This is a genomic window from Brachybacterium zhongshanense (genome assembly GCF_055385755.1).
Genome location: NZ_AP043790.1, coordinates 267,608 through 286,402 on the forward strand (window position 1 = coordinate 267,608; position 18,795 = coordinate 286,402).

At 73.0% G+C, this 18,795-nt stretch carries 14 protein-coding genes; 9 read left to right on the forward strand and 5 right to left on the reverse strand.

From position 1 onward, the window contains the following. The first annotated feature begins 194 nt into the window (after positions 1 to 194). Together ACZ5AJ_RS01090 and ACZ5AJ_RS01095 are read left to right on the forward strand one after the other, a co-directional pair. Entirely contained in the window at positions 195 to 1,718 is a 1,524-nt protein-coding gene (locus tag ACZ5AJ_RS01090; protein WP_464136367.1) for an MFS transporter, read from the forward strand. A 100-nt stretch (positions 1,719 to 1,818) separates the two neighbouring features. After that, positions 1,819 to 3,126 carry a Gfo/Idh/MocA family protein gene (locus ACZ5AJ_RS01095; protein WP_464136369.1) on the forward strand — a complete coding sequence of 436 codons (1,308 nt, stop codon included), beginning with the start codon at positions 1,819 to 1,821 and terminating at the stop codon, positions 3,124 to 3,126. 29 nt (positions 3,127 to 3,155) lie between these two features. Here the strand turns inward: ACZ5AJ_RS01095 and ACZ5AJ_RS01100 are convergent, their stop codons facing one another. Then, a complete protein-coding gene (locus ACZ5AJ_RS01100) occupies positions 3,156 to 4,046 on the reverse strand; it encodes a CPBP family intramembrane glutamic endopeptidase (protein ID WP_464136371.1) in 891 nt (296 codons plus the stop codon). 549 nt (positions 4,047 to 4,595) lie between these two features. Between ACZ5AJ_RS01100 and ACZ5AJ_RS01105 the strand changes: the two genes are divergently transcribed. The 6 genes from ACZ5AJ_RS01105 to ACZ5AJ_RS01130 are packed head-to-tail and all read left to right on the forward strand — an operon-like array spanning position 4,596 to position 11,427. Then, entirely contained in the window at positions 4,596 to 5,714 is a 1,119-nt protein-coding gene (locus tag ACZ5AJ_RS01105) for a thiamine pyrophosphate-dependent dehydrogenase E1 component subunit alpha (RefSeq protein WP_464138665.1), read from the forward strand. Further along, on the forward strand, positions 5,711 to 6,712 hold the full coding sequence (locus tag ACZ5AJ_RS01110) for an alpha-ketoacid dehydrogenase subunit beta (protein ID WP_464136373.1): 1,002 nt from the start codon (positions 5,711 to 5,713) through the stop codon (positions 6,710 to 6,712). The genes ACZ5AJ_RS01105 and ACZ5AJ_RS01110 overlap by 4 nt, the downstream gene beginning before the upstream one ends. A gap of 13 nt (positions 6,713 to 6,725) precedes the next feature. Then, complete coding sequence (locus ACZ5AJ_RS01115; protein WP_464136374.1) at positions 6,726 to 8,249, forward strand: dihydrolipoamide acetyltransferase family protein; 1,524 nt, start codon at positions 6,726 to 6,728, stop codon at positions 8,247 to 8,249. Positions 8,250 to 8,285: 36 nt separating this feature from the next. Then, the gene (locus ACZ5AJ_RS01120) at positions 8,286 to 8,918 is read left to right on the forward strand and encodes a fluoride efflux transporter FluC (protein WP_464136377.1); all 633 of its coding nucleotides are present in this window, start codon (positions 8,286 to 8,288) and stop codon (positions 8,916 to 8,918) included. Continuing rightward, positions 8,915 to 9,331: a fluoride efflux transporter FluC gene (locus ACZ5AJ_RS01125; protein ID WP_464136378.1), complete on the forward strand. Its 417-nt coding sequence runs from the start codon at positions 8,915 to 8,917 to the stop codon at positions 9,329 to 9,331. The genes ACZ5AJ_RS01120 and ACZ5AJ_RS01125 overlap by 4 nt, the downstream gene beginning before the upstream one ends. Beyond that, positions 9,328 to 11,427, forward strand: a complete 2,100-nt coding sequence (locus ACZ5AJ_RS01130; RefSeq protein WP_464136380.1) for a copper resistance D family protein — start codon at positions 9,328 to 9,330, stop codon at positions 11,425 to 11,427. The genes ACZ5AJ_RS01125 and ACZ5AJ_RS01130 overlap by 4 nt, the downstream gene beginning before the upstream one ends. A 280-nt stretch (positions 11,428 to 11,707) precedes the next feature. On the opposite strand, the gene ACZ5AJ_RS01135 is transcribed toward ACZ5AJ_RS01130, so the two are convergent. The 3 genes from ACZ5AJ_RS01135 to ACZ5AJ_RS01145 all read right to left on the reverse strand — a co-directional run bounded on the left by ACZ5AJ_RS01135 (position 11,708) and on the right by ACZ5AJ_RS01145 (position 15,871). After that, on the reverse strand, positions 11,708 to 13,309 hold the full coding sequence (locus ACZ5AJ_RS01135) for a flavin-containing monooxygenase (protein ID WP_464136382.1): 1,602 nt from the start codon (positions 13,307 to 13,309) through the stop codon (positions 11,708 to 11,710). 279 nt (positions 13,310 to 13,588) lie between these two features. Then, positions 13,589 to 14,590, reverse strand: coding sequence for a hypothetical protein (locus tag ACZ5AJ_RS01140; RefSeq protein ID WP_464136384.1), 1,002 nt, complete (start codon positions 14,588 to 14,590; stop codon positions 13,589 to 13,591). A gap of 273 nt (positions 14,591 to 14,863) precedes the next feature. After that, positions 14,864 to 15,871, reverse strand: coding sequence for an N-acetylglucosamine kinase (locus ACZ5AJ_RS01145; RefSeq protein WP_464136386.1), 1,008 nt, complete (start codon positions 15,869 to 15,871; stop codon positions 14,864 to 14,866). Positions 15,872 to 16,034: 163 nt separating this feature from the next. Between ACZ5AJ_RS01145 and ACZ5AJ_RS01150 the strand changes: the two genes are divergently transcribed. After that, a complete protein-coding gene (locus ACZ5AJ_RS01150; RefSeq protein WP_464136388.1) occupies positions 16,035 to 17,597 on the forward strand; it encodes a glycoside hydrolase family 3 N-terminal domain-containing protein in 1,563 nt (520 codons plus the stop codon). Positions 17,598 to 17,610: 13 nt separating this feature from the next. Here ACZ5AJ_RS01150 and ACZ5AJ_RS01155 read toward each other — a convergent pair whose 3' ends face one another. Further along, entirely contained in the window at positions 17,611 to 18,591 is a 981-nt protein-coding gene (locus tag ACZ5AJ_RS01155; RefSeq protein WP_464136391.1) for an L-lactate dehydrogenase, read from the reverse strand. Positions 18,592 to 18,795 lie beyond the last annotated feature (204 nt).

Below are 18,795 nucleotides of genomic sequence, written 5' to 3' on the forward strand. Positions count from 1 at the left end.
CGGCGCTTCCGTCCCGCCACCTGTCCCGCCACCCATTCCGCCACCCATTCCGCCATCCGTCCCGCCGTGCGTCGGGTCGTCCGTCACGGACACCGCACGGCAACGGCTGAGGACGGCCGCCGGGCACGACTACCCTGGAAAGGACGATCGTCCCGGGCCCGTCCGGCGCGCTCGGACGGAGAGAAGGATTGAGCATGGCAGGGCGCGACGCGGTTCCAGCAGGGGCCGACGCAGCAGGGGCCGACGTCCCCGGGGACGACAGCACCCGGAACGCGCCAGCGGAACCGACATCCTCCGCGGCTCCGCCTGCCCAGCCTGGCCCGCCCGGCCTGTCAGAACCGTCGGAACCGGCCGACCTGGACGCTCCGTCGGACACGCCCGCCGCCGCAGGAGCGACGGCCGGTCGCCGTGCGCCGGCGCTCGGCGGCGCGCGCGCCTACATCGTGTGGATCGCGGCGATCCTCGCCTACGCCTCCGCGGTCATGCAGCGCACCACGATGGGTGTCGCCGGTCTGGAGGCGACCGAGCGCTTCGGCACGTCCGCGACCATCGTCTCCACCTTCGTGGTGCTGCAGCTGCTGGTGTATGCGCTTGCGCAGATCCCCGCCGGGCTGCTGCTCGACCGTCACGGGTCCCGGGTGACGCTCACCTGCGGAGCGATCCTGATGGCGCTCGGGCAGCTGCTGCTGTCGACCACGGACACGATCGCGCTGGCGATGCTCGCGCGTGTCGTCGTCGGAGCCGGTGATGCTCTCACCTTCTCGAGCGCGATCCGACTGGTGCCCGCCTGGTTCCCGGCATCGAGGGTGCCGCTGCTGACGCAGCTGACCGGCATCCTCGGCCAGGTCGGCCAGATCGCCTCCGCGGTGCCGTTCGTGATGATCCTCGGCTCCGCCGGATGGAGCCCCGCCTTCCGCACCGCCGCCGGGGTGGCCGCGTGCGCGGCGGTGCTCGCCCTGCTCGTCGTGCGGGCGACGCCTCCGGGCACCTCCCGGCCTGCCGCCCGGCAGGACCTGCGACGGATCCCGCTCGTCGTCGGCCGCATCGTGCGGCACCCCGCGACGCTGCTGGGATTCTTCACGCACTTCACGGCGGGCTTCCCGGGCATCGTGTTCGCGATGATGTGGGGCTACCCGTACCTCACCGCGGGGGAGGGGCTCGGCCAGGCGGCGGCCTCGAGCGTGATGACGGTGCTGGTGGTGGTCTCCATCGTCGGCGGGCCGCTGGTCGGGGCGCTCACGCAGCGTCATCCGCTGCGCCGCTCGACCCTGGTCCTGCTGATCCTGGCGAGCATCGTGGTCCCCCTGCTGGCGCTCGTCCTGTGGCCGGGGCCGGCGCCGATGTGGCTGCTGCTGGTGCTGGTGGCCGGGTTCTCCATCGGGGGACCGGCCTCGTCCGTCGGCTTCGACTTCCCTCGCACGGATCTGGCCAAGCATCGGCTGGGCACCGCGACCGGCGTGGTGATCATGGGCGGCTTCATCGGCGGCCTGGTCGCGATCCTGCTGATCGGCATGGTGCTGGACGGTCTGCGCCCCGACGGCGTCTACGACCTGCATGCCTTCCGCGTCGCGTTCGCGGTGCAGCTGCCGATGCTGGGGATCGGTGTGGTCGGGATGCTGCTGTCGCGGCGGGCTCTGCGACGTCGGATGGCGGCGCGCGGGGAGTCCGTGCCGCCCTGGCGCGATGTGTGGCGCAACGGTCGCTGGCGCAGGATCTGAGCGTCGTCCCGCGCGGATCCGGGAGGTCCGCCGCTGCCTCTTGATCGGTGCGCCGGTGTCCCGTAGCGTTCTGCCGACCACTTTATTTCAAGGAGGAAATATGTCGTTCACGCTGGGGATCATCGGGATCGGCCAGTTCGGCTCCCACTTCGCCGAGCTCTTCGCCGCGCATCCCGAGATCGACGCGCTCTACGCCGTGGACTCCGTCGCCGAGCGCATCGACGCCGTCGAGCAGCGCGAGAGCCATCCGGTCCGCTTCGCAGGACGCTTCTCGAGCGTCGAGGAGCTGCTGGCCTCCGACGTCGACGCCGTCGCGATCTTCACCCAGCGGTGGACGCACGGGCAGATCGCGATCGACGCGCTGAAGGCCGGCAAGCACGTCTACTCGGCCGTCCCGATGGCGATCGAGGAGACGGAGATCCGCGAGATCGCCCGCCTCGTCGCCGAGACCGGCCTCGTCTACATGATGGGCGAGACCAGCCAGTACAACGCCGCTGTCGTCGCCGCCCGTCGGCTCCACCGCAGCGGCGTCTTCGGCGAGGTGTTCTACGCAGAGGGCGACTACGTCCACGACATGGACCTGGGCTTCTACGACGCCTACCGCTACTCCGGCGGCGAGCAGTGGAAGTCCACCGCCTCCTACCCGCCCCTGCTGTATCCCACGCACTCCATCGGCGGCATCCTCGGCGCGATCCCGCGGCATGCCGTCTCCGTCTCCGCGATCGGCCGCCCGGACACCCGTCGGGACGGGGTCTTCGACAAGGACGTCTCGATGTTCGCCAACGACGTCTCCAACGCCTTCGCCCTCTTCGAGATGGACAACGGCGGTGCCTTCCGCACCAACGAGCTGCGCCGCGTGGGCTACCCGAGCCACAGGCGCGAGTCGCGCTTCCGCTTCTTCGGCGAGGAGTCCAGCTTCGAGGAGACCATCGAGGTCACCTACTGGCACGACAAGGAGCGCGTCCTCGAGCTCACCGAGCTCATCCGCACCGCCGCCAGCATGAGCCTGGACGACCCGCGCCTCGCCGACGTCTCCCCGACGCTCCGCGACGCCTTCGTGGCCGGCTCCGCCGCCGTGCACAACCTCGCGCGCCTGCCCCGCGAGTTCCAGGGGATGCCCAACGGGCACGAGGGCGCCCACCACTTCCTCGTCGACGACTTCGCCCGCGCCGTCATCGACGGGAAGCAGCCGCAGGTCAACGCCTGGCAGTCCGCCCGGTACACGCTCCCCGGCGTCGTCGCCCACCAGTCGATGCTCAGCGGTGGGGAGCGCCTCGCGATCGACGATCTCGGGGACTGCCCGCTCGAGGTCCAGGACCTCGACGCCGACCAGCCGCCCCTGGACGTCGAGGTCCTGTGGGAGGAGCAGGAGAGGAGGCGGGCGGCGGCCGTGTCGGCGAACGTCTGATCGTCCCGCCCGGCGGGTCGACCGGTTCCCTATCCCTGCTGCTCGCGCAGGTCGTCCTCGGCGACGGGCCGTCGCGGCCAGATCGCGAGCCCGACGAGGGCGACGAGCACGATCCCGATGATCCCCATCGGCGTGTCGATGAACCAGCTCAGGCCGTCGACGGTCTCGTCGGTGGCGACGATGGCGATGCAGAGCCCGACGGTGGAGTTCAGCGTCGCGTGGGCGAATGCCGCAGGGATCGGGTTCCCGCCTGCGCGCCGGGTGATCGCGACGAACAGGAGGTTCAGCGCGATGCAGGCGGGGATGAACATCAGCACCGCCGCCCAGCGGGGCTCGCCGGTGTAGTTGTGGCCGATCAGCACGACCGGAAGATGCCACAGCGACCAGATGGTGCCGCCGACCGCGATCGCCGCCGGCGCTCCCGAGGGCCGCAGCCGCCGCCACAGCCAGCCGCGCCAGCCGATCTCCTCGCCGAGCGCGGGGATCACCGTGATCAGCAGGCCGGCGAGGGTGATCGCGAGGACCAGGGCGATCGCGGCGGCCGTCGGCATCTCCACGCCCGCCTCGGCGTAGACCTGGGTGATCTCCGCGGCCCAGGTCCTGCCGGTCAGGTCGCCGGGCACGCCGCGCAGCACCATGATCACGGCGCTGGCCAGGTTGATCGCGAGCATGATCAGCAGCGCGAGGGGAGCCCACAGCAGGATCCGCTTCCAGCGACCGCGGAAGCGGAGGCCGACGGCGTCGCGCCAGGACGTCCGGTCCACGGCCTTCGCGACCACGACCGATGCGATCGTCGGCGCGAGCATCGCGATCGAGATCACGGGGGTGTACAGAGGGTGTGCGATCCCTCCCTCGAGCACCCAGAACGGTGCCGCGCACACGGCCATGATCGCGAAGGCGATCGCCGCGAAGATGATCACGCTGCGCCAGCCGACGCCCGCGGACGACGGAGCGGGAGGAGGGTCAGGAGGTGAGCCGGGTGCTGAGCCGGGAGCTGAGCCGGATGCGGGGTCCGGTGCCTGGTCGGGAGCCGGGTCAGGTGCGGCGAGGGGAGGGACGGGGGATGTTCGAGGAGGGGTGGGGGTGTTCATGCCTCCACCGTCGGACGAGCGACGGTGCAGGTCAACGCTGCGCCTGGGACGGTAGACCTTGGTCGGGGGATCCTCGGACCGAGGTCGGTCGGATGCTCTGCCGTCGTCGCCCGATCGTCGGCGGATCGGCGGCCGACGGTCGGGCTCGGGCAGCTGACGGTCGGGCTCGGGCAGCCGACGGTCGGGCTCGGGCGGCCGACGGCGGGGCGGGAGCGGGTGGATCGTCGGACGACGGCGGGGCGGTGCCGAGCGCTCCGGGGACGCGATCCTGAGGGGGCGGCGCCACGCCCCTGCTTGGAACTTACGGCACCGTAGGTTAGTCTCCCCGTCGTGAGCGTCTTCTCCACGAGCATCCCGCCCGTCGCGGATCAGGAGCCGATGATCGGCCTTCTCGCACCCGACGGCACCCGCACACCCCACCCCGAGCTCGACGCCGTGCTCGCCGGCTCCGGCGGCGAGGACGACCTGGCCTCGCCGGAGCGCCTGCGCGGCTACTACCGCGACATGGTGATGATCCGCGCGGCGGACCTCGAGGCCACGAGCCTGCAGCGTCAGGGGCAGCTGGGCCTGTGGGCCAGCGCGCTGGGCCAGGAGGCCGCGCAGATCGGTGCCGGCCACGCCTCCCGCACCCAGGACTACCTGGTGCCCACCTATCGCGAGCACGGCATCGCCTGGGCGCGCGGCATCGAGCCGTGGCGTCTGCTGGAGCTGTTCCGCGGCGTCAGCCATGGCGGCTGGGACCCCAATGAGCTGCGCACCCACCCGTACATGATCGTGCTGGGCTCGCAGGCCCCGCACGCCGTCGGCTACGCCATGGGGCTGCAGCGCGACGGCCTCGTCGGCACCGGGGACCGGGAGAGCGACACCGCGGTGCTGGCCCTGTTCGGGGACGGCGCCTCGAGCGAGGGCGAGGTCTCCGAGTCCTTCACCTTCGCCGCGTCGTTCCGGGCGCCGGTGGTGTTCTTCACCCAGAACAACCAGTGGGCGATCTCGGTGCCGACCTCCGTGCAGACCCGGGTGCCGCTCGCGCAGCGCTCGCGCGGCTGGGGCATCCCCTCGGTGCGCGTGGACGGCAACGACGTGCTCGCCGTGATGGCCGCGGTGCGCTCCGCGCTGGACGCGGCCCGTGCCGGGGAGGGGCCGCAGTTCATCGAGGCGGTCACGTACCGCATGGCCGCGCACACCACGAGCGATGACGCCTCCCGCTACCGCCCCGCCTCCGAGGAGGAGGAATGGGCGGCCAAGGACCCGATCCTGCGCCTGCGCCGCCACCTCGAGCAGCTCGGCGAGATCGACGACGGCTTCGTCGCCCGCTGCGACGAGGAGGCCCACGATCTCGCCATGCAGCTGCACCATCACATCCATGGCATGGAGGACCCGGACCCTGTGGGGATGTTCGAGCACGTCTACGCCGAGCCCCACCCGGTCGTCGACGCCGAGCGCGCCCAGTACCTCGAGCACGTCGCGCAGTTCGAGACCGAGGAGGAGAACCGATGAGCCCCACGACCTCCACCACCTCCATGACCCTGCCGATCGCCAAGGCGATCACCGCGGGCCTGCGCGATGCGATGCGCGCGGACGAGAAGGTCCTCATCATGGGCGAGGACGTCGGCGTCCTCGGCGGCGTCTTCCGCGTCACCGACGGCCTGCATGCCGAGTTCGGCTCCCAGCGCGTGGTCGACACGCCGCTCGCGGAGGCCGGCATCGTCGGCACCGCCGTCGGCCTCGCCGTGCGCGGATACCGGCCGATCGTCGAGATCCAGTTCGACGGCTTCGTCTTCCCCGCCTACAACCAGATCACCACGCAGGTCGCCAAGATGCACAACCGCACCTCGGGCCGCGTGAACCTGCCGATGGTCATCCGCATCCCCCACGGCGGAGGCATCGGCGCGGTCGAGCACCATTCGGAGAGCCCCGAGGCGCTCTTCGCGCACACCGCGGGCCTGCGCATCCTCGCGCCCTCCACCGCGCAGGACGCCTACTGGATGACCCGCCAGGCCATCGAGTCCGAGGACCCGGTGATCATGCTCGAGCCCAAGCGCCGCTACTGGATCAAGGGCGACGTCGACCCCGATCATCGTCCGGAGCTCTCGCCCTGGCAGGCGGCCGTCCGACGCCCCGGCACCGACGTCACCCTGCTCGCGTGGGGACCGAGCATGCCGCTCGTGCTCGAGTGCGCCGAGGCCGCAGCGGCCGAGGGCATCGACCTCGAGGTCGTCGACGCCCGTTCGCTCTCCCCGTTGGACATCCCGACCATCGCCGCCTCGGTCAAGCGCACCGGGCGCCTGGTGATCGTCCACGAGGCCCCGGTGGTCGGCGGACTCGGCGCGGAGATCGCCGCGAAGATCACCGAAGAGTGCTTCTATCACCTGGAGGCGCCCGTCGCCCGCGTCGGCGGCTACCACACGCCCTATCCGCCGGCCCGGATGGAGCACGCCTACCTGCCCGACCTCGACCGGGTGCTCGACGCGGTGGACCGCGTCCTCGAGCACTGAAAGGATCCTCGCCATGAGCCCGACACCCTCCTCCTCGTCGATCGTGCAGATCCTGCTCACGGATCCCGGCGAGGGCCTCACCGAGGCCGAGATCCTCGGCATAAGGGTCGCCGTCGGCGACACCGTCGCCATCAACGACCCCGTCATCGAGGTCGAGACCGCCAAGAGCGCCGTCGAGCTGCCCAGCCATGTCGCGGGCACCGTCGTCGCGGTTCTCGTGAAGGTCGGTGACGAGGTCGCCGTCGGCGCCCCGCTGATCGAGGTCGACACCTCGGGCGGTCCCGCGCCGGCTGCTCCGTCGGCCGATCCGACGGCGGAGACCGCCGAGCCCGCCGCGCCGGCTGCTCCCGCCGCCCCGTCGGCCGAGCCCGCCTCGTCGGCCGAGTCCGCTGCGCCCGCTGCGTCGGCCGAGTCCGCTGCGCCTGCTGCGTCGGCCGACGACGAGCCGAAGAACCTCGTCGGCTACGGCGCCAAGGGGTCCACCGGTGCGGCGCCGCAGCGCCGGCGCCGTCGTCGGACCATCGAGGACGACGAGCCGCAGGTGCCCATCGACCGCATCCTCGCCAAGCCGCCCGTGCGCAAGCTCGCCCGCGACCTCGGCATCGCCCTCGCCGACGTGCTCGCCACCGGCCCCGGCGGCACCGTCACCCGCGAGGACGTCATCGCCGCCCAGCAACGGGCCATCTCCGGGGACCAGGTCGGCGCGGGCGCGCCGGCGGTCGGCGCAGGAGCCGACGGCGCCTACTTCCCCGAGGAGTCCCCGCAGGTGCCCGAGGGGCTCGGCGGCGCCATGAAGTCCGTGCGCGATCAGCCCTTCGCCGGGGTCACGAGCGATGAGCGCACCACCCGCGTGCCGATCCGCTCGGTGCGCAAGCGCACCGCCGAGGCGATGGTGGCCTCCGCCTTCACCGCCCCGCACGTGACGGTCTTCAACGAGATCGACATGACCCGCACCGTGCAGATCATCGACGACCTCAAGAAGTCCCGCGAATGGCAGGGCGTCAAGATCAGCCCGCTGGTCGTGATCGCCAAGGCGCTGCTGGTCGCCATCCGCCGCAACCCCGAGGTCAACGCCTCCTGGGACGAGGCGGCCGGGGAGATCGTCTACAAGCACTTCGTGAACCTCGGGATCGCCGCCGCCACGCCGCGCGGGCTCATCGTGCCGAACCTCAAGGACGCGCACCTGATGACCCTGCGCGAGCTCGCCGACGGCATCGACGACCTCGCCAAGACCGCGCGCGCGGGCCGCACGCCGCTGTCGGCGACCCGTGAGGGCACCATCACCATCACCAACTTCGGCGTCTTCGGCATCGACTCCGGCACCCCGATCCTGAACCCGGGGGAGTCCGTGATACTCGGCGTCGGCACCATCAAGGAGAAGCCCTGGGTGGTCGACGGGCAGATCGTCCCGCGCAAGGTCGCCCAGCTCGCGCTGAGCTTCGACCATCGCCTGATCGACGGAGCCCTCGGCGCCGTGCTGCTTCGCGACATCTCCGCCGTGCTCGAGGATCCTTCGCTCGGGCTGGTCTGGGGGTGACCGGCCGGGTCCAGTCGCAGTCGGTACCCTGATCCGGTGACCTCGAGCCCCGACTCCGGCGCTGACCCGCGCCGCCGCGATGACCCGCGCATGCACACGGTCGAGATGGCCGCGCTGCGCTTCTCCGACCTCGACGAGGCCGGGGTCCTCGGCTCCGGTCCCGCCCAGCCCGCGCTGAGCCCGCTGCGCACCGCTCTGCTGGTCGCCCTCGGCGGCGGCATCGGCTCCATGCTCCGGGGCGCCGTCGCGCTCGGGCTGCCGGCCGTCACCACGCCGACCCTCGTGCAGATCCCCTACTCCTCCCTGGCCGTGAGCGTGATCGGCTGCCTGATCCTCGGGGGCCTCAACGGGGTGCTCGACGTGCGGCGGGCTCCCGCCTGGGCGGTGCCGCTGCTGGGCACGGGCCTGTGCGGGGGCTTCACCGCCGTCTCCACTGTCGTGCTCGAGGGATCGGCGATGATCGGGGCGGACTTCCCGATCCTCGCCTTCAACTACGCCATGCTGACGATCGTGCTGTGCCTGGCCGCGGTCGCCGGCGGCATGCTGATCGGCCGACGCTACGGCCGACGCCCGGGCCGGCGCCAGGATCGGCGCTCGGATCGGCGCCAGGGCGGGCGCTCGGATCAGCACCGGGATCGACGCTCCTCGCGGAAGGACGCCCGCGCATGAGCCCCGTGCTGTTCGTCGGCTCCGCCCTGCTGCTGATCGGCATCGGCGGAGCGATCGGATCCGTCGCCCGCTGGGCGGCGGGGGAGTATCTGCCGCCGCTGCTGGTGCGCATCGCACGGCCCGCCACCGAGGTCGAGATGCGCCCGTGGACGACCTTCATGGTGAATGCCGTCGCGTGCTTCGGCGCCGGCATCGTCGTCGCGAAGCTGGGCTCCGCCACCGGCGGCGGCGAGATCATCTATCTTCTGCTGGCCGTCGGCATCTTCGGCGGCATGTCCACGCTCGCCCACGCCGCGGCCGACGTCATCGAGCTCGTGCGCCGCGGCACCGCCGCCATCTCTCTCGCCTACCTGATGCTCACCATCGGCGTGAGCATGGCCATGCTCTGGGGCGGCCTGGTGGTCGCCTCGTGAGCAGCACCAGGAGAACGCCGTCCGACGGCGGCGCAGCCCTCGCACGCCGGCTTCCGGTCCGTCCGACGACGCTGATCGCCATCATCGCGGCGATCGCGGGCCTGTCGGCGATCGCCGTGCTCGCGGCCGACGCCGCCAGCGGCGGAGCCCTCGTGCTCCTGGACGCCGGCGCCATCGCCCGACGCGGCGCACCGATCGCCTCGACCGTCGGCGATCTCGCCGCCGCCGTGATGCTCGGAGGATCGGTGCTCGCCGGCTGGCTGCTGCGCGACCAGGAGGACCGGGCCCGTGCGATGGGCCTGGTCGCGATCGCCGCGGGTGCGACCACCCTCGCCCGGGGCCTGGGGCTGCTGTTCTCCTACGCGATCGCGACCGGCCAGGCCGTCGGGTCCGAGCGCTTCGGCTCCGATCTCGGCGTGTACGTCCGCACGGATCTCGGCGTCTGGCTGCTGACAGCGCTGCTCGTGGCCGCGGCCGCCACCACGCTCGCCGTCGGCGGGGCCTCCCGGGGCCTGGCCCGCGCCGTCGCGATCACCGCTGCCGTCATGACCCTCGCCGCCGCCATGACCGGGCACGCCTCCGGAGGTGCGAGCCACGAGGTCGCCACCTCGACGATGCTCGTGCACCTGCTCGCAGTCGGCGTCTGGGCAGGCGGCCTGGCCGTGCTGCAGCTGCTGCCGCCCTCCTCCCGCGACGATGCCCGCGTGGTGCGCGGCTACTCGCATCTCGCGCTGATCTGCTGGGTCGCTCTCGCGGCGAGCGGTGTGTGGGCTCTGGCAGTGCGCATGAACGGCCCGTCAGACATCCTCACCAGCACCTACGTGCAGATCGGCCTGACCAAGGCGGTCCTCCTGCTGGCCCTGGGCATCCTCGGCTTCCTCCAGCGCCGTCAGCTCGCTGCCGGGATCTCGGCCGGGTCCGGCTCCGTGCTGCCCTCGGGGCCCGCCTCGGCCTATCGACGCCTCGCGATCCTCGAGCTGGCACTCATGGGCCTGGCCATGGCGCTCGCCGCGGCGATGAGCTCCTCGCCTCCGCCGGCGAGCGACACCGCGGCCGCCACAGGACCGGCCGCGATCCTCACCGGCTACGCCCTGCCCATCGCGCCGACCTTCCCCGAGGCCCTCGCACAATGGCGTCCGGATCCGTTCTTCATGGCCCTGGCCTGCGTCCTCGCCCTCGTGTGGTGGCGCCCCGCGGCCCCCGTCCGCTCGCGCGGAGCGACCTCGCGGCTGCTCCTCGGCGCCGTCCTCCTGATCCTCCTCACCAGCGGACCCCTCGCCGTCTACGCGAAGGTTCTGGTGTCCGCGCACCTCGTCCAGCACGTCCTGCTGGCGCTGGTGCCCGGAGCCCTGATCGGCAGCGCATGGGCCAGCGGGATCCTGGACGGACGCCTCGAGAAGAGCGGTGACCGTCTGCGCTCTCCTCGTTCCCCGCATGACCCGCGTGATCCGCATGACCCGCATGACCCGAGTGCTCTGCATCTCCCGTATGTCTCAGGTTCGACGTCGCGAGCTCTCTCCTGGCTGGGCGCGCATCGATGGGTGGCCATGCTCGTCTCCGCCCTGCCGACGGCCCTGCTCATCGGCTCCTATGCGTCCCCGGTCCTGCTGCGAGCCGCCCTGGAGTCCCATGTCGCCCACCTCGCGCTCATGCTCCTCGCCGTTCTGGCCGGGGCCGTGCCCATGCTCATGTCGGCAGCCGTCATGACATCCGCTGGTGCCGCGAGGCCCGATGGTGCCGCGGGGCCCGATGGTGCCGCTGAGTCGGCTGGCGGCGCGACGTCCGCCGCTGCTCGATCCGCGCTGCCTGTGCTGATCCTCCCGGTCCTGCTGCTGCTGGTCGCGGGCACGTTCCTCGCCGTGGGCGACGCGGTCCTCCTGCCCAGCTGGTTCGGTGCGACCGGACGCACCTGGTGGGCCGACGCTCTCGCGGACCAGCAGCGCGGAGGAGTCGCTGTCCTCGTGCTGGCTGCCGTCGCGGTGCTGGCAGGGGCCTTCACACTCATCGCGATCTCCCGCTCCTCGGGCTCTTCGCGCTCCTCGGGCTCCTCGCGCTCCTCGGGCCCCTCGGGCCCCTCGGGCCCCTCGGGCTCTTAGGGTCCGCTCGCTCTCGCCTTTTCGCCTCGAACGCGGTGCCTTCAACTAGAGCAGTGTCCGTCTACCACCGCTCGAGCGCGTCCCGAGCGGTGGTAGACGGACACTGCTGGTCTCCGAAGAGACGATGCGAGGTGCGGGTGCGGGTGCGGGGACGGGTACGGAGGGCGGGGACAGCGGGCCGGGGGTCGGCCCGAGAGCCAGCAGACCGTCAGCTGGAGCCAGTAGAGGGCAGCAGACCGTCAGTAGAGGGCAGCAGACCGTCAGCAGGCGTCCGCGGTCGTCAGCTGAAGAGCGCGCGCACTGTCGCGAGGCGACCGAGGAGGGTCTCGCGGTCGGTGAAGGGGACGATGCGCTCGCCCGGGCGGCCGCTGACACGAGCGTCCGTCTCCCTGCCGGCGCGCGCGGAGGCGCCGTTCGCACCGGCCGCTCCGGCGGCGGCACCAGCGGCCGTGCTGAACGCGGAGCCGATCTTCCCCAGCAGGCCCGACCTCGACCCAGCGAATCCAGCAGAGCCAGCAGAGCCAGCGGATCCAGCGGAGGACCCGGCCGAGTTCGGAGCGTGGGCAGCGGGGGCAGAGGAGGTGACCGGGACGGCACGATCCGAGCCGGCGCGCAGGCGCCGGAACTCCTCGAGGGCGGCAGCGGACGACGCGGACGACGAGGACGAGCCGGAGGCCGAGGAGCTGGAGGCCGACGAGCCGGAATCCGATGCCCTGCCGTCGAGGTGCGCCTTGATCACATAGGCGGCGATGTCGGCCTGCTCGACGAGGACGGGGAGGACTCCGCCGCCGACACGGTTCTGGCCGAGCACCACGAGGTCGTCGCGGCCGCGGGGGAAGGCGCCGAGGAAGAGGTCCAGGTCGCCGTCGGCGGTTCGGGGGACGACCCCTTCGGGGAGGTGGTCGGCTCCGGTCTCGTAGCCGGTGGCCAGGACGATCAGGTCGGGGGCGAAGGAGGCGCCGTCGGCGAAGACGGGGGAGCCCTGGTCGTCGACCCCGGTGACCTCGCCGATCGGGGTGATGCGGCCCTCGCGGATGCGGTCGAGGACGTCGTCGGAGACGATCACCGCGTCGTCGAGCGGTCCGACGGCGGGGCGGGGGAGCCCGACGTCGGAGGGGTCGCCGACTGCGCGGGAGATGACGGCTTCGGCGATGCGCTCGTTGAGGCGGCCGAGGATCGCGGGCTCGCGGGAGGCGGCGACGTCGCCGGGCATGCCGGCGATGCGACGGGGCACCACCCAATGGCCGGTGCGGGCGGACCAGCGCACGTCGAGGGCGCGGCGGGCGGCGTCCACGGCGATGTCGGCCGCGGACTGACCGGAGCCGACGACGAGGACGCGCTGGCCCTCGAGCCCGTCGGCCCCGTCCCAGTCCTTGGAGTGGATGACGCGGAGGGACCGGGAGACCTCGGCGGCCCATTCGGGGAGGTGGGGGCGCTCGGAGGTGCCGTGGGCGGAGATGACGGCGCCGTAGACGGCGATCTCGCCGGTGGACAGCTCCACCTGCCACACGCCCTCGCCGTAGGGGCGGGCGTAGCGGACGGCGGTGCGGGGGCGGAAGTGGTCGGTCAGCTGGTGCCGGGCGGCATATGCGCGCAGGTACTTCGCCATGTGCGCGCCCTGCAGGAACTCGGGGAAGGAGACCGGCTGCAGGAGATCCTCGTACTGCGTGAAGGTGCGCGAGGAGACCATCTCGAGGGTCGGCCACAGGGGGGAGTCCTCGCGCTCGGCGTCCCAGATTCCGCCGACGTGCTTGGCGCGGTCGACGAGATCGAAGGGCACGTCGAGCGCCTTGAGCGCGGCCGCGGCCGCGAGGCCCGCGGGGCCCGCGCCGATGACCAGCACCTTCTCGCGGGTGGGAACCGGGTCGTGGTGCTCGGGCATCGAGAGGCCTTCCGATGGTGGTGCGGCGCCGGGCTGCTGCGGAGCGCTCCGGCACGACGGGCTGACGCAGGTCATCCTAGTGCTCGTACCGCGCCGTCCGGGCCTGATCCCGGGGTGGGGCCGCGCACGCCCGCGCTCGCCTGGGAGCACCCGGGAGCGCTCGCGCATGCCCGCGCTCGCCTGGGCATCACTGGGCAGCACTGGGCGGGACCGGGCATCCGAGGCCCGGGGGCGCCCGGCGGCTGCTGCTCAGCCGACGGCGGTTCAGCCGACGGCGGCTCAGCCGACGGCGGTGAGGACCACGGAGACGCCGAGCGTGATGAGGATGGTGGCGGTGACGTGGGCGAGGACGATCTGGTCCCGCACGAGCCGACGGGCCCCGCGGGTGACGGGGGCGAGCGGGGAGGCGCCGGCGGAGGCCTGCACCACGACGGCGGCGCTCAAGTAGTCCGCGAAGTCCCGCTCCGGCCCGGGCGTGCCGGGCAGGTCGAAGGCGTCCCCGCGGGCGTCCTCGGCGAGGCATTCCACGGCGAATCCCATCGCGGATCCGATCCAGGCGGTCGCGATGGCGGCGACGGTGATCACGAGCAGCGCGAGCACGGGTACTCCGTCGGGCCGCTGCACGAGCAGCGTGATCGCCAGCCCGGCGGTCACGACCAGCTGCAGGGCCTCGCCGAGGGCACCGGAGCGGCCGAGCAGCATGCGGTACAGCGGCACGGTGCGGCGCACCCGCGTCAGACGGGCGGCTGCGACCTGGCGTGCTCGCGGCTGGGAGGACAGCGCGAGGTGCGTCAGCCCGGCCTGGCAGAGGGTGTTCATGGCGATCACGACGATCAGCAGCAGCACGGCCCGCGCGAGGCGCCCATCGCGGTCGACGGCTTCGGGCATGAGGATCAGGACCGCGAGGACGCCGAGGGCCAGGGAGACCGCAGATGAGATGGCCAGGCGCAGGTTCTGGGACAGCATCCGCTCGCGTGCGGCCGCCAGCAGGCTCGGTGCAGGCCCAGGTCGGGCGGTTGCGGTTCCGCTCGCCGGGCCGGAGCGGCGGATCCGGGCGCTCGTCCCGCGTGCGCCGTCGGCCAGGCGGCGCGCCCCTGCGATCAGGCCGCGACACGCATGGCCCAGGACCGTGCGCGCTCTGCGGAGCGCGATGGGCAGATGGTGCGTGATCGTCGTGCGGGCCGACCGGGTGATGCCTGCGACTCCGCGGGCGAGCATCCTGACCAGGGCGATCAGGCCGGCGCCGGCGGCGGAGAGCAGAGCGGCGACACCTCGGATCACAGCACGGGGCGGGGTCTCGGCAGAGGATGGGCCGCTCCGTGCGGGGTCCTCCGACGTGGGGAGGTCGGACCGTGTCGGAGAGTCCGTCCTGAAGAGGTCGTCCGCGAGGGCGAGGTCCTCGGCGCGGGCCCTGTCCTGGCGTGCGCCGAGGGGTTCGTCGTCGTGCGCGGAGTCCGGGGAGGGGGCGGTGGCGATGGCAGTTCCTCGTCGGGTTCTTCGGGTTCTTCGGGGGCGTCGGTGTCGTCGGGTTCGTCGGGTTCGTCGGGGACCGTGTCAGGCGGCGGCGCGCTCGCGCGCGAGCATCACGGCACCCGGAAGGCCAGAGCTGACCTCGCGATGCTCCCGACCGTCGGCGTCGAGACCGGTGATGAGCTCGTCGTGGATGGGGCCGGGGGTGGCGAGCACGGAGCCTGCGAGCACCACGGGCAGCTCGCCGTGGGGGTCGAGCGCGCGGACGGTGTCGGCGAAGTGCCGCATGACCTTGTCGAGGATGTCGCGGGCGGCGGGGTCCTCGGGAACGGTCCCGGGAAGCGGGGCGAAGCGGCCCAGGGCCGACGGGACCCGCCCGACGTCGAGCGCGGCGATCGCCCGCACGAGGTCGTCGCGGACCTCTCCCGTGGGCGACGGGGGCAGCAGGCCGTCGCGCAGGTCCAGGCCCAGCATGTCGCCGACGCGGTCGGTGAGCAGGGTGCGCCGTCCCCGGCCGTCGAGGTCGGCGGCGACCGCCTGCAGGGTGCGTCGGCCGATCCAGACGGCGGAGCCGATGTCGCCGAGCAGCCAGCCCATCCCGTCGCGGCGCTCGCGAGGCTGCCGCTCGTCGAAGCGGACGGCGACGGTGCCGGAGCCTGCGCGCAGCAGGATCCCGCTGTCCCCGACCCCTCCGGCGAGGAAGGCGGGGAGCAGGTCGTCGCCGACGTGGACATGACGGAGGTCCATGTCGACCTCCCCGTGCGGGCCGAAGGTGTCGAGCTCGCGGCGGGCGATGTCGAGGCCCGCGTCGAGCTCGGTCCGGGCGAGGCCGTGCACGTCGAGGGATGCGGCGGCGATCCTCACCGGGGACTCCGGACGTGCACCGGTCGCGAGGACGGCCGATCGCGCTGCGGCCAGCAGCGTCTCGAGGGATCGGAGCCCGTGCGCGCCGGCCGGCGCGCCGGGACCGCGCGCGTCGAGCACGGGGGTCGGATCCCCGTGGAGGGGCGCGAGCTGGATCCGGCTGTGCGTGGTGCCCATGATGGCGGCCAGCACGAGAGGTGCCGAGGGGACGGTCGATGCGTTGTCCATGGCTCTCCTGGCTCTCCTCCGGTCTCTTCCGGCAGCTTCCTGCCGCTCGGGGCCTGGCGGACTGAGCCTATTCTGTCTCTGATCGCGCCACGGGGGACGCGCCCCGTCAGGACCGGACGGCCGACGGCGGAGCCTCCCCCCGGTCTCCGACGGAGGTGTCCGCATGACCAGCAGTCCGACCATGAGCCCTGCGCCCGCGCCGTTGCCGGAAGGGCCGGATCCGGACGTGCTGGCGCTCCTGATGCTCGAGCTCGGTCCCGGTGCTCCGAGCCGCTCCGAGGCGGACGTCCTGCTCGCCGGTCCCGGGGCGGTGCTCCTTCCCCGGCCGGGCTCAGCCCGCTCTGGTCCGCTCGCCCCGGGGCCGTCCGCCATCGGTCCGTTCGCCGGGGGCGGCTCCCCGGAGGCGCTCCGCATGCTGGTCGACGATGTGCGCGCGCTCTCCGAGGACGTGCTCGTGATCGGCCCGGACGGCGGCGGTGGTGACGGCGCGGAGATCCTCGACGGCGCCCTCGCGCCGAGCGCCGCGGCGATCGGCGCGGTCGACGATGTGGACGCCACACGTGCCCTGGGCGACGCCCTCGGGGACGTCCTCGCGGCGGCGGGCGTCGAGCTGGTGCTGGGGCCCGTCCTCGATGTCGCCGCGGGGCCCGAGCCGGCGGCGGCGACACGCTCCTTCGGGGAGGACCCTGACCTCGTCTCCCGGCATGCGCGGGCATGGGCCGGCGGCGTGCGCGATGCCGGCGTGGCGGTGTGCGGGCTGCATCTGCCCGGGGCGGGTGCGCTGCAGGAGGACCCGGTGCGCCGCGCGTCGGAGCCGCTGACGGAGGGGGAGCCGCGCCCCGTGCCGACGATCGGCCTGCGGCGGGATGAGCTGGAGGCGTCCCATCTGGTCCCGTGGGAGACCGCGCCGTGGCTGGATGCGGTGCTGACCGCGCCCGTCGCCGTGCCGGCGCTCGGCGAGGGGATCGCCTCGCTGTCGCCCTGGTCCGGGGCGCTGCTCGACGAGCTCGCCCATGGCAGCTATCGGGGTCTGGTGATCGCCGACGACCTCGCCGGCTCGGCGGCGCTCGCGGGGATCGGCCTGGGCGGGGCGGCGGCGCGGGCGATCCGCGCCGGGGCCTGCCTGATCGCCGTCGGCGGCGCATCATCGCTGGTGAGAGCACATAACGCGATCGTCGAGGAGATGGATGCGGGGCGTCTGGACGAGGCGCTGGTGCGTGAGCGCGCGAAGGAGACCCGCAGCCGCATCCGGTCCCTCCGGGCCCGTCGGCGCTGGCTGCCGACGCCCGATCCGGCACCCTCGCTCGCGACCCTCGCCCATCGCGGCGCGATCCTCGCGCGCCGCGCCGTCCAGCCCCGTCGGGCGCGGCTGGATCTGCGGCCGACGGCGGTGCTCGACGAGCGCGACGGCGACCAGGGGCGTGATGCGGTCGCCGCGCTGTCGGCGGCGCTGCGGGAGCAGGGGATCCGCGCCGACGCGCACGGCTACGAGCACGATGCGCTGCGCACGGACCAGCTGCTGCTGATCACCCGGCGCGGACGGGCCTCGCCGCGCGAGATGGCCCGTCTGCAGGAGATCGGTCGTGTCCGCGCCGACGGGATCCTCGTGCACACGGGATCGCCGTCGACCGCACCGGAGGCCGAGCGCCTGGTGCTGGCGCGCGGTTCCGGTGCGGCCATGATGCGGGCCGTCGTGGCGGCGCTCGTCGAGGCTCGCGGCACCTGAGCGCCGCGACGGATCAGAGCCCGAGGTCCTTCTGGACCGCGTGCAGCGCGTCGGCGGAGGCGTGCAGCCGGGCGTGCTCGTCGTCATCCATGTGGACGTTCAGGGTGCGCTGCACGCCGCCGCGGCCGACGACGGAGGGCACGCTCATGGCGACGCCGCCCACACCGTGGTAGTCCGTCAGCGGTGCCGAGACCGGCAGCACGGCGCGCTCGTCGCGCAGGATCGCCTCGGCGATGCGTGCGGCGGAGACGCCGATGGCGAGGTTGGTCGCCCCCTTGCCCTCGATGACCTCGTAGGCGGCGCGGGCGACCTCGTGCCCGAGCTGATGGAGGTCCTCGAGGGTCAGGGCGGGGGAGCCGTCCTCGCCCGGCCACTCGAGGATCGGCACCTGGCCGATGTTCGCGGAGGACCACAGGCCGAACTCGCTGTCCCCGTGCTCGCCGACGATCGAGGCGTGGATGGACTGGGGTGCCACGCCCAGCTTCTGGGCGAGGCGCCAGCGCAGGCGCGAGGAGTCCAGCACCGTTCCGGAGGAGAACACCTGGCCGTGGGGGAGGCCCGAGATCTCCTGGGCGGCGACGGTGAGGACGTCGCACGGGTTCGTGACCAGGACGTAGACGGCGTCGGGAGCCTGCTCGAGCAGCTGCGGCAGCAGGGAGCGCAGGATGCCGACGTTCGTGCCCGCGAGATCCAGACGCGTCTGGCCCGGCTTCTGGGCGGCGCCCGCGGTGATCACGACGACGTCGGCGCCCGCGACGCAGGAGATGTCGTCGCCGCCGATGATCTCGGCCTCGCCGGCGAGCGGGGAGCCGTGCGCGAGGTCGAGGACCTCGGCGCGCACCTTCTCCTTCTTGATGTCGTACAGGGCGATGGTGCGGGCGGTGCCGCGCAGCAGAGCCGCATAGGCCACGGAGGCGCCGACCGCGCCGGCGCCGATCACGGCGAGCTTCGGGGAGGGAGTCGAGTACGTGGGGGAGGCGTTCTGTGTGCTCATGCGCCCAGTCTCACGCATGACCGGCGCCGATGCACCTATCGGGCGGGATGTCGTCGTGATCCGGTCGTGTCCGGTCGGAAATCCGCTCGACACGCCCGTCCGCGGGGCGTAGCGTCGCCGGCATGCGCCTGTGAACAGCCCGCCCCGCACCTCGCCCTCCGCGCCTCGCCGCACTGAGCGCCCGGCGGCCCGTCGCCTCGACCG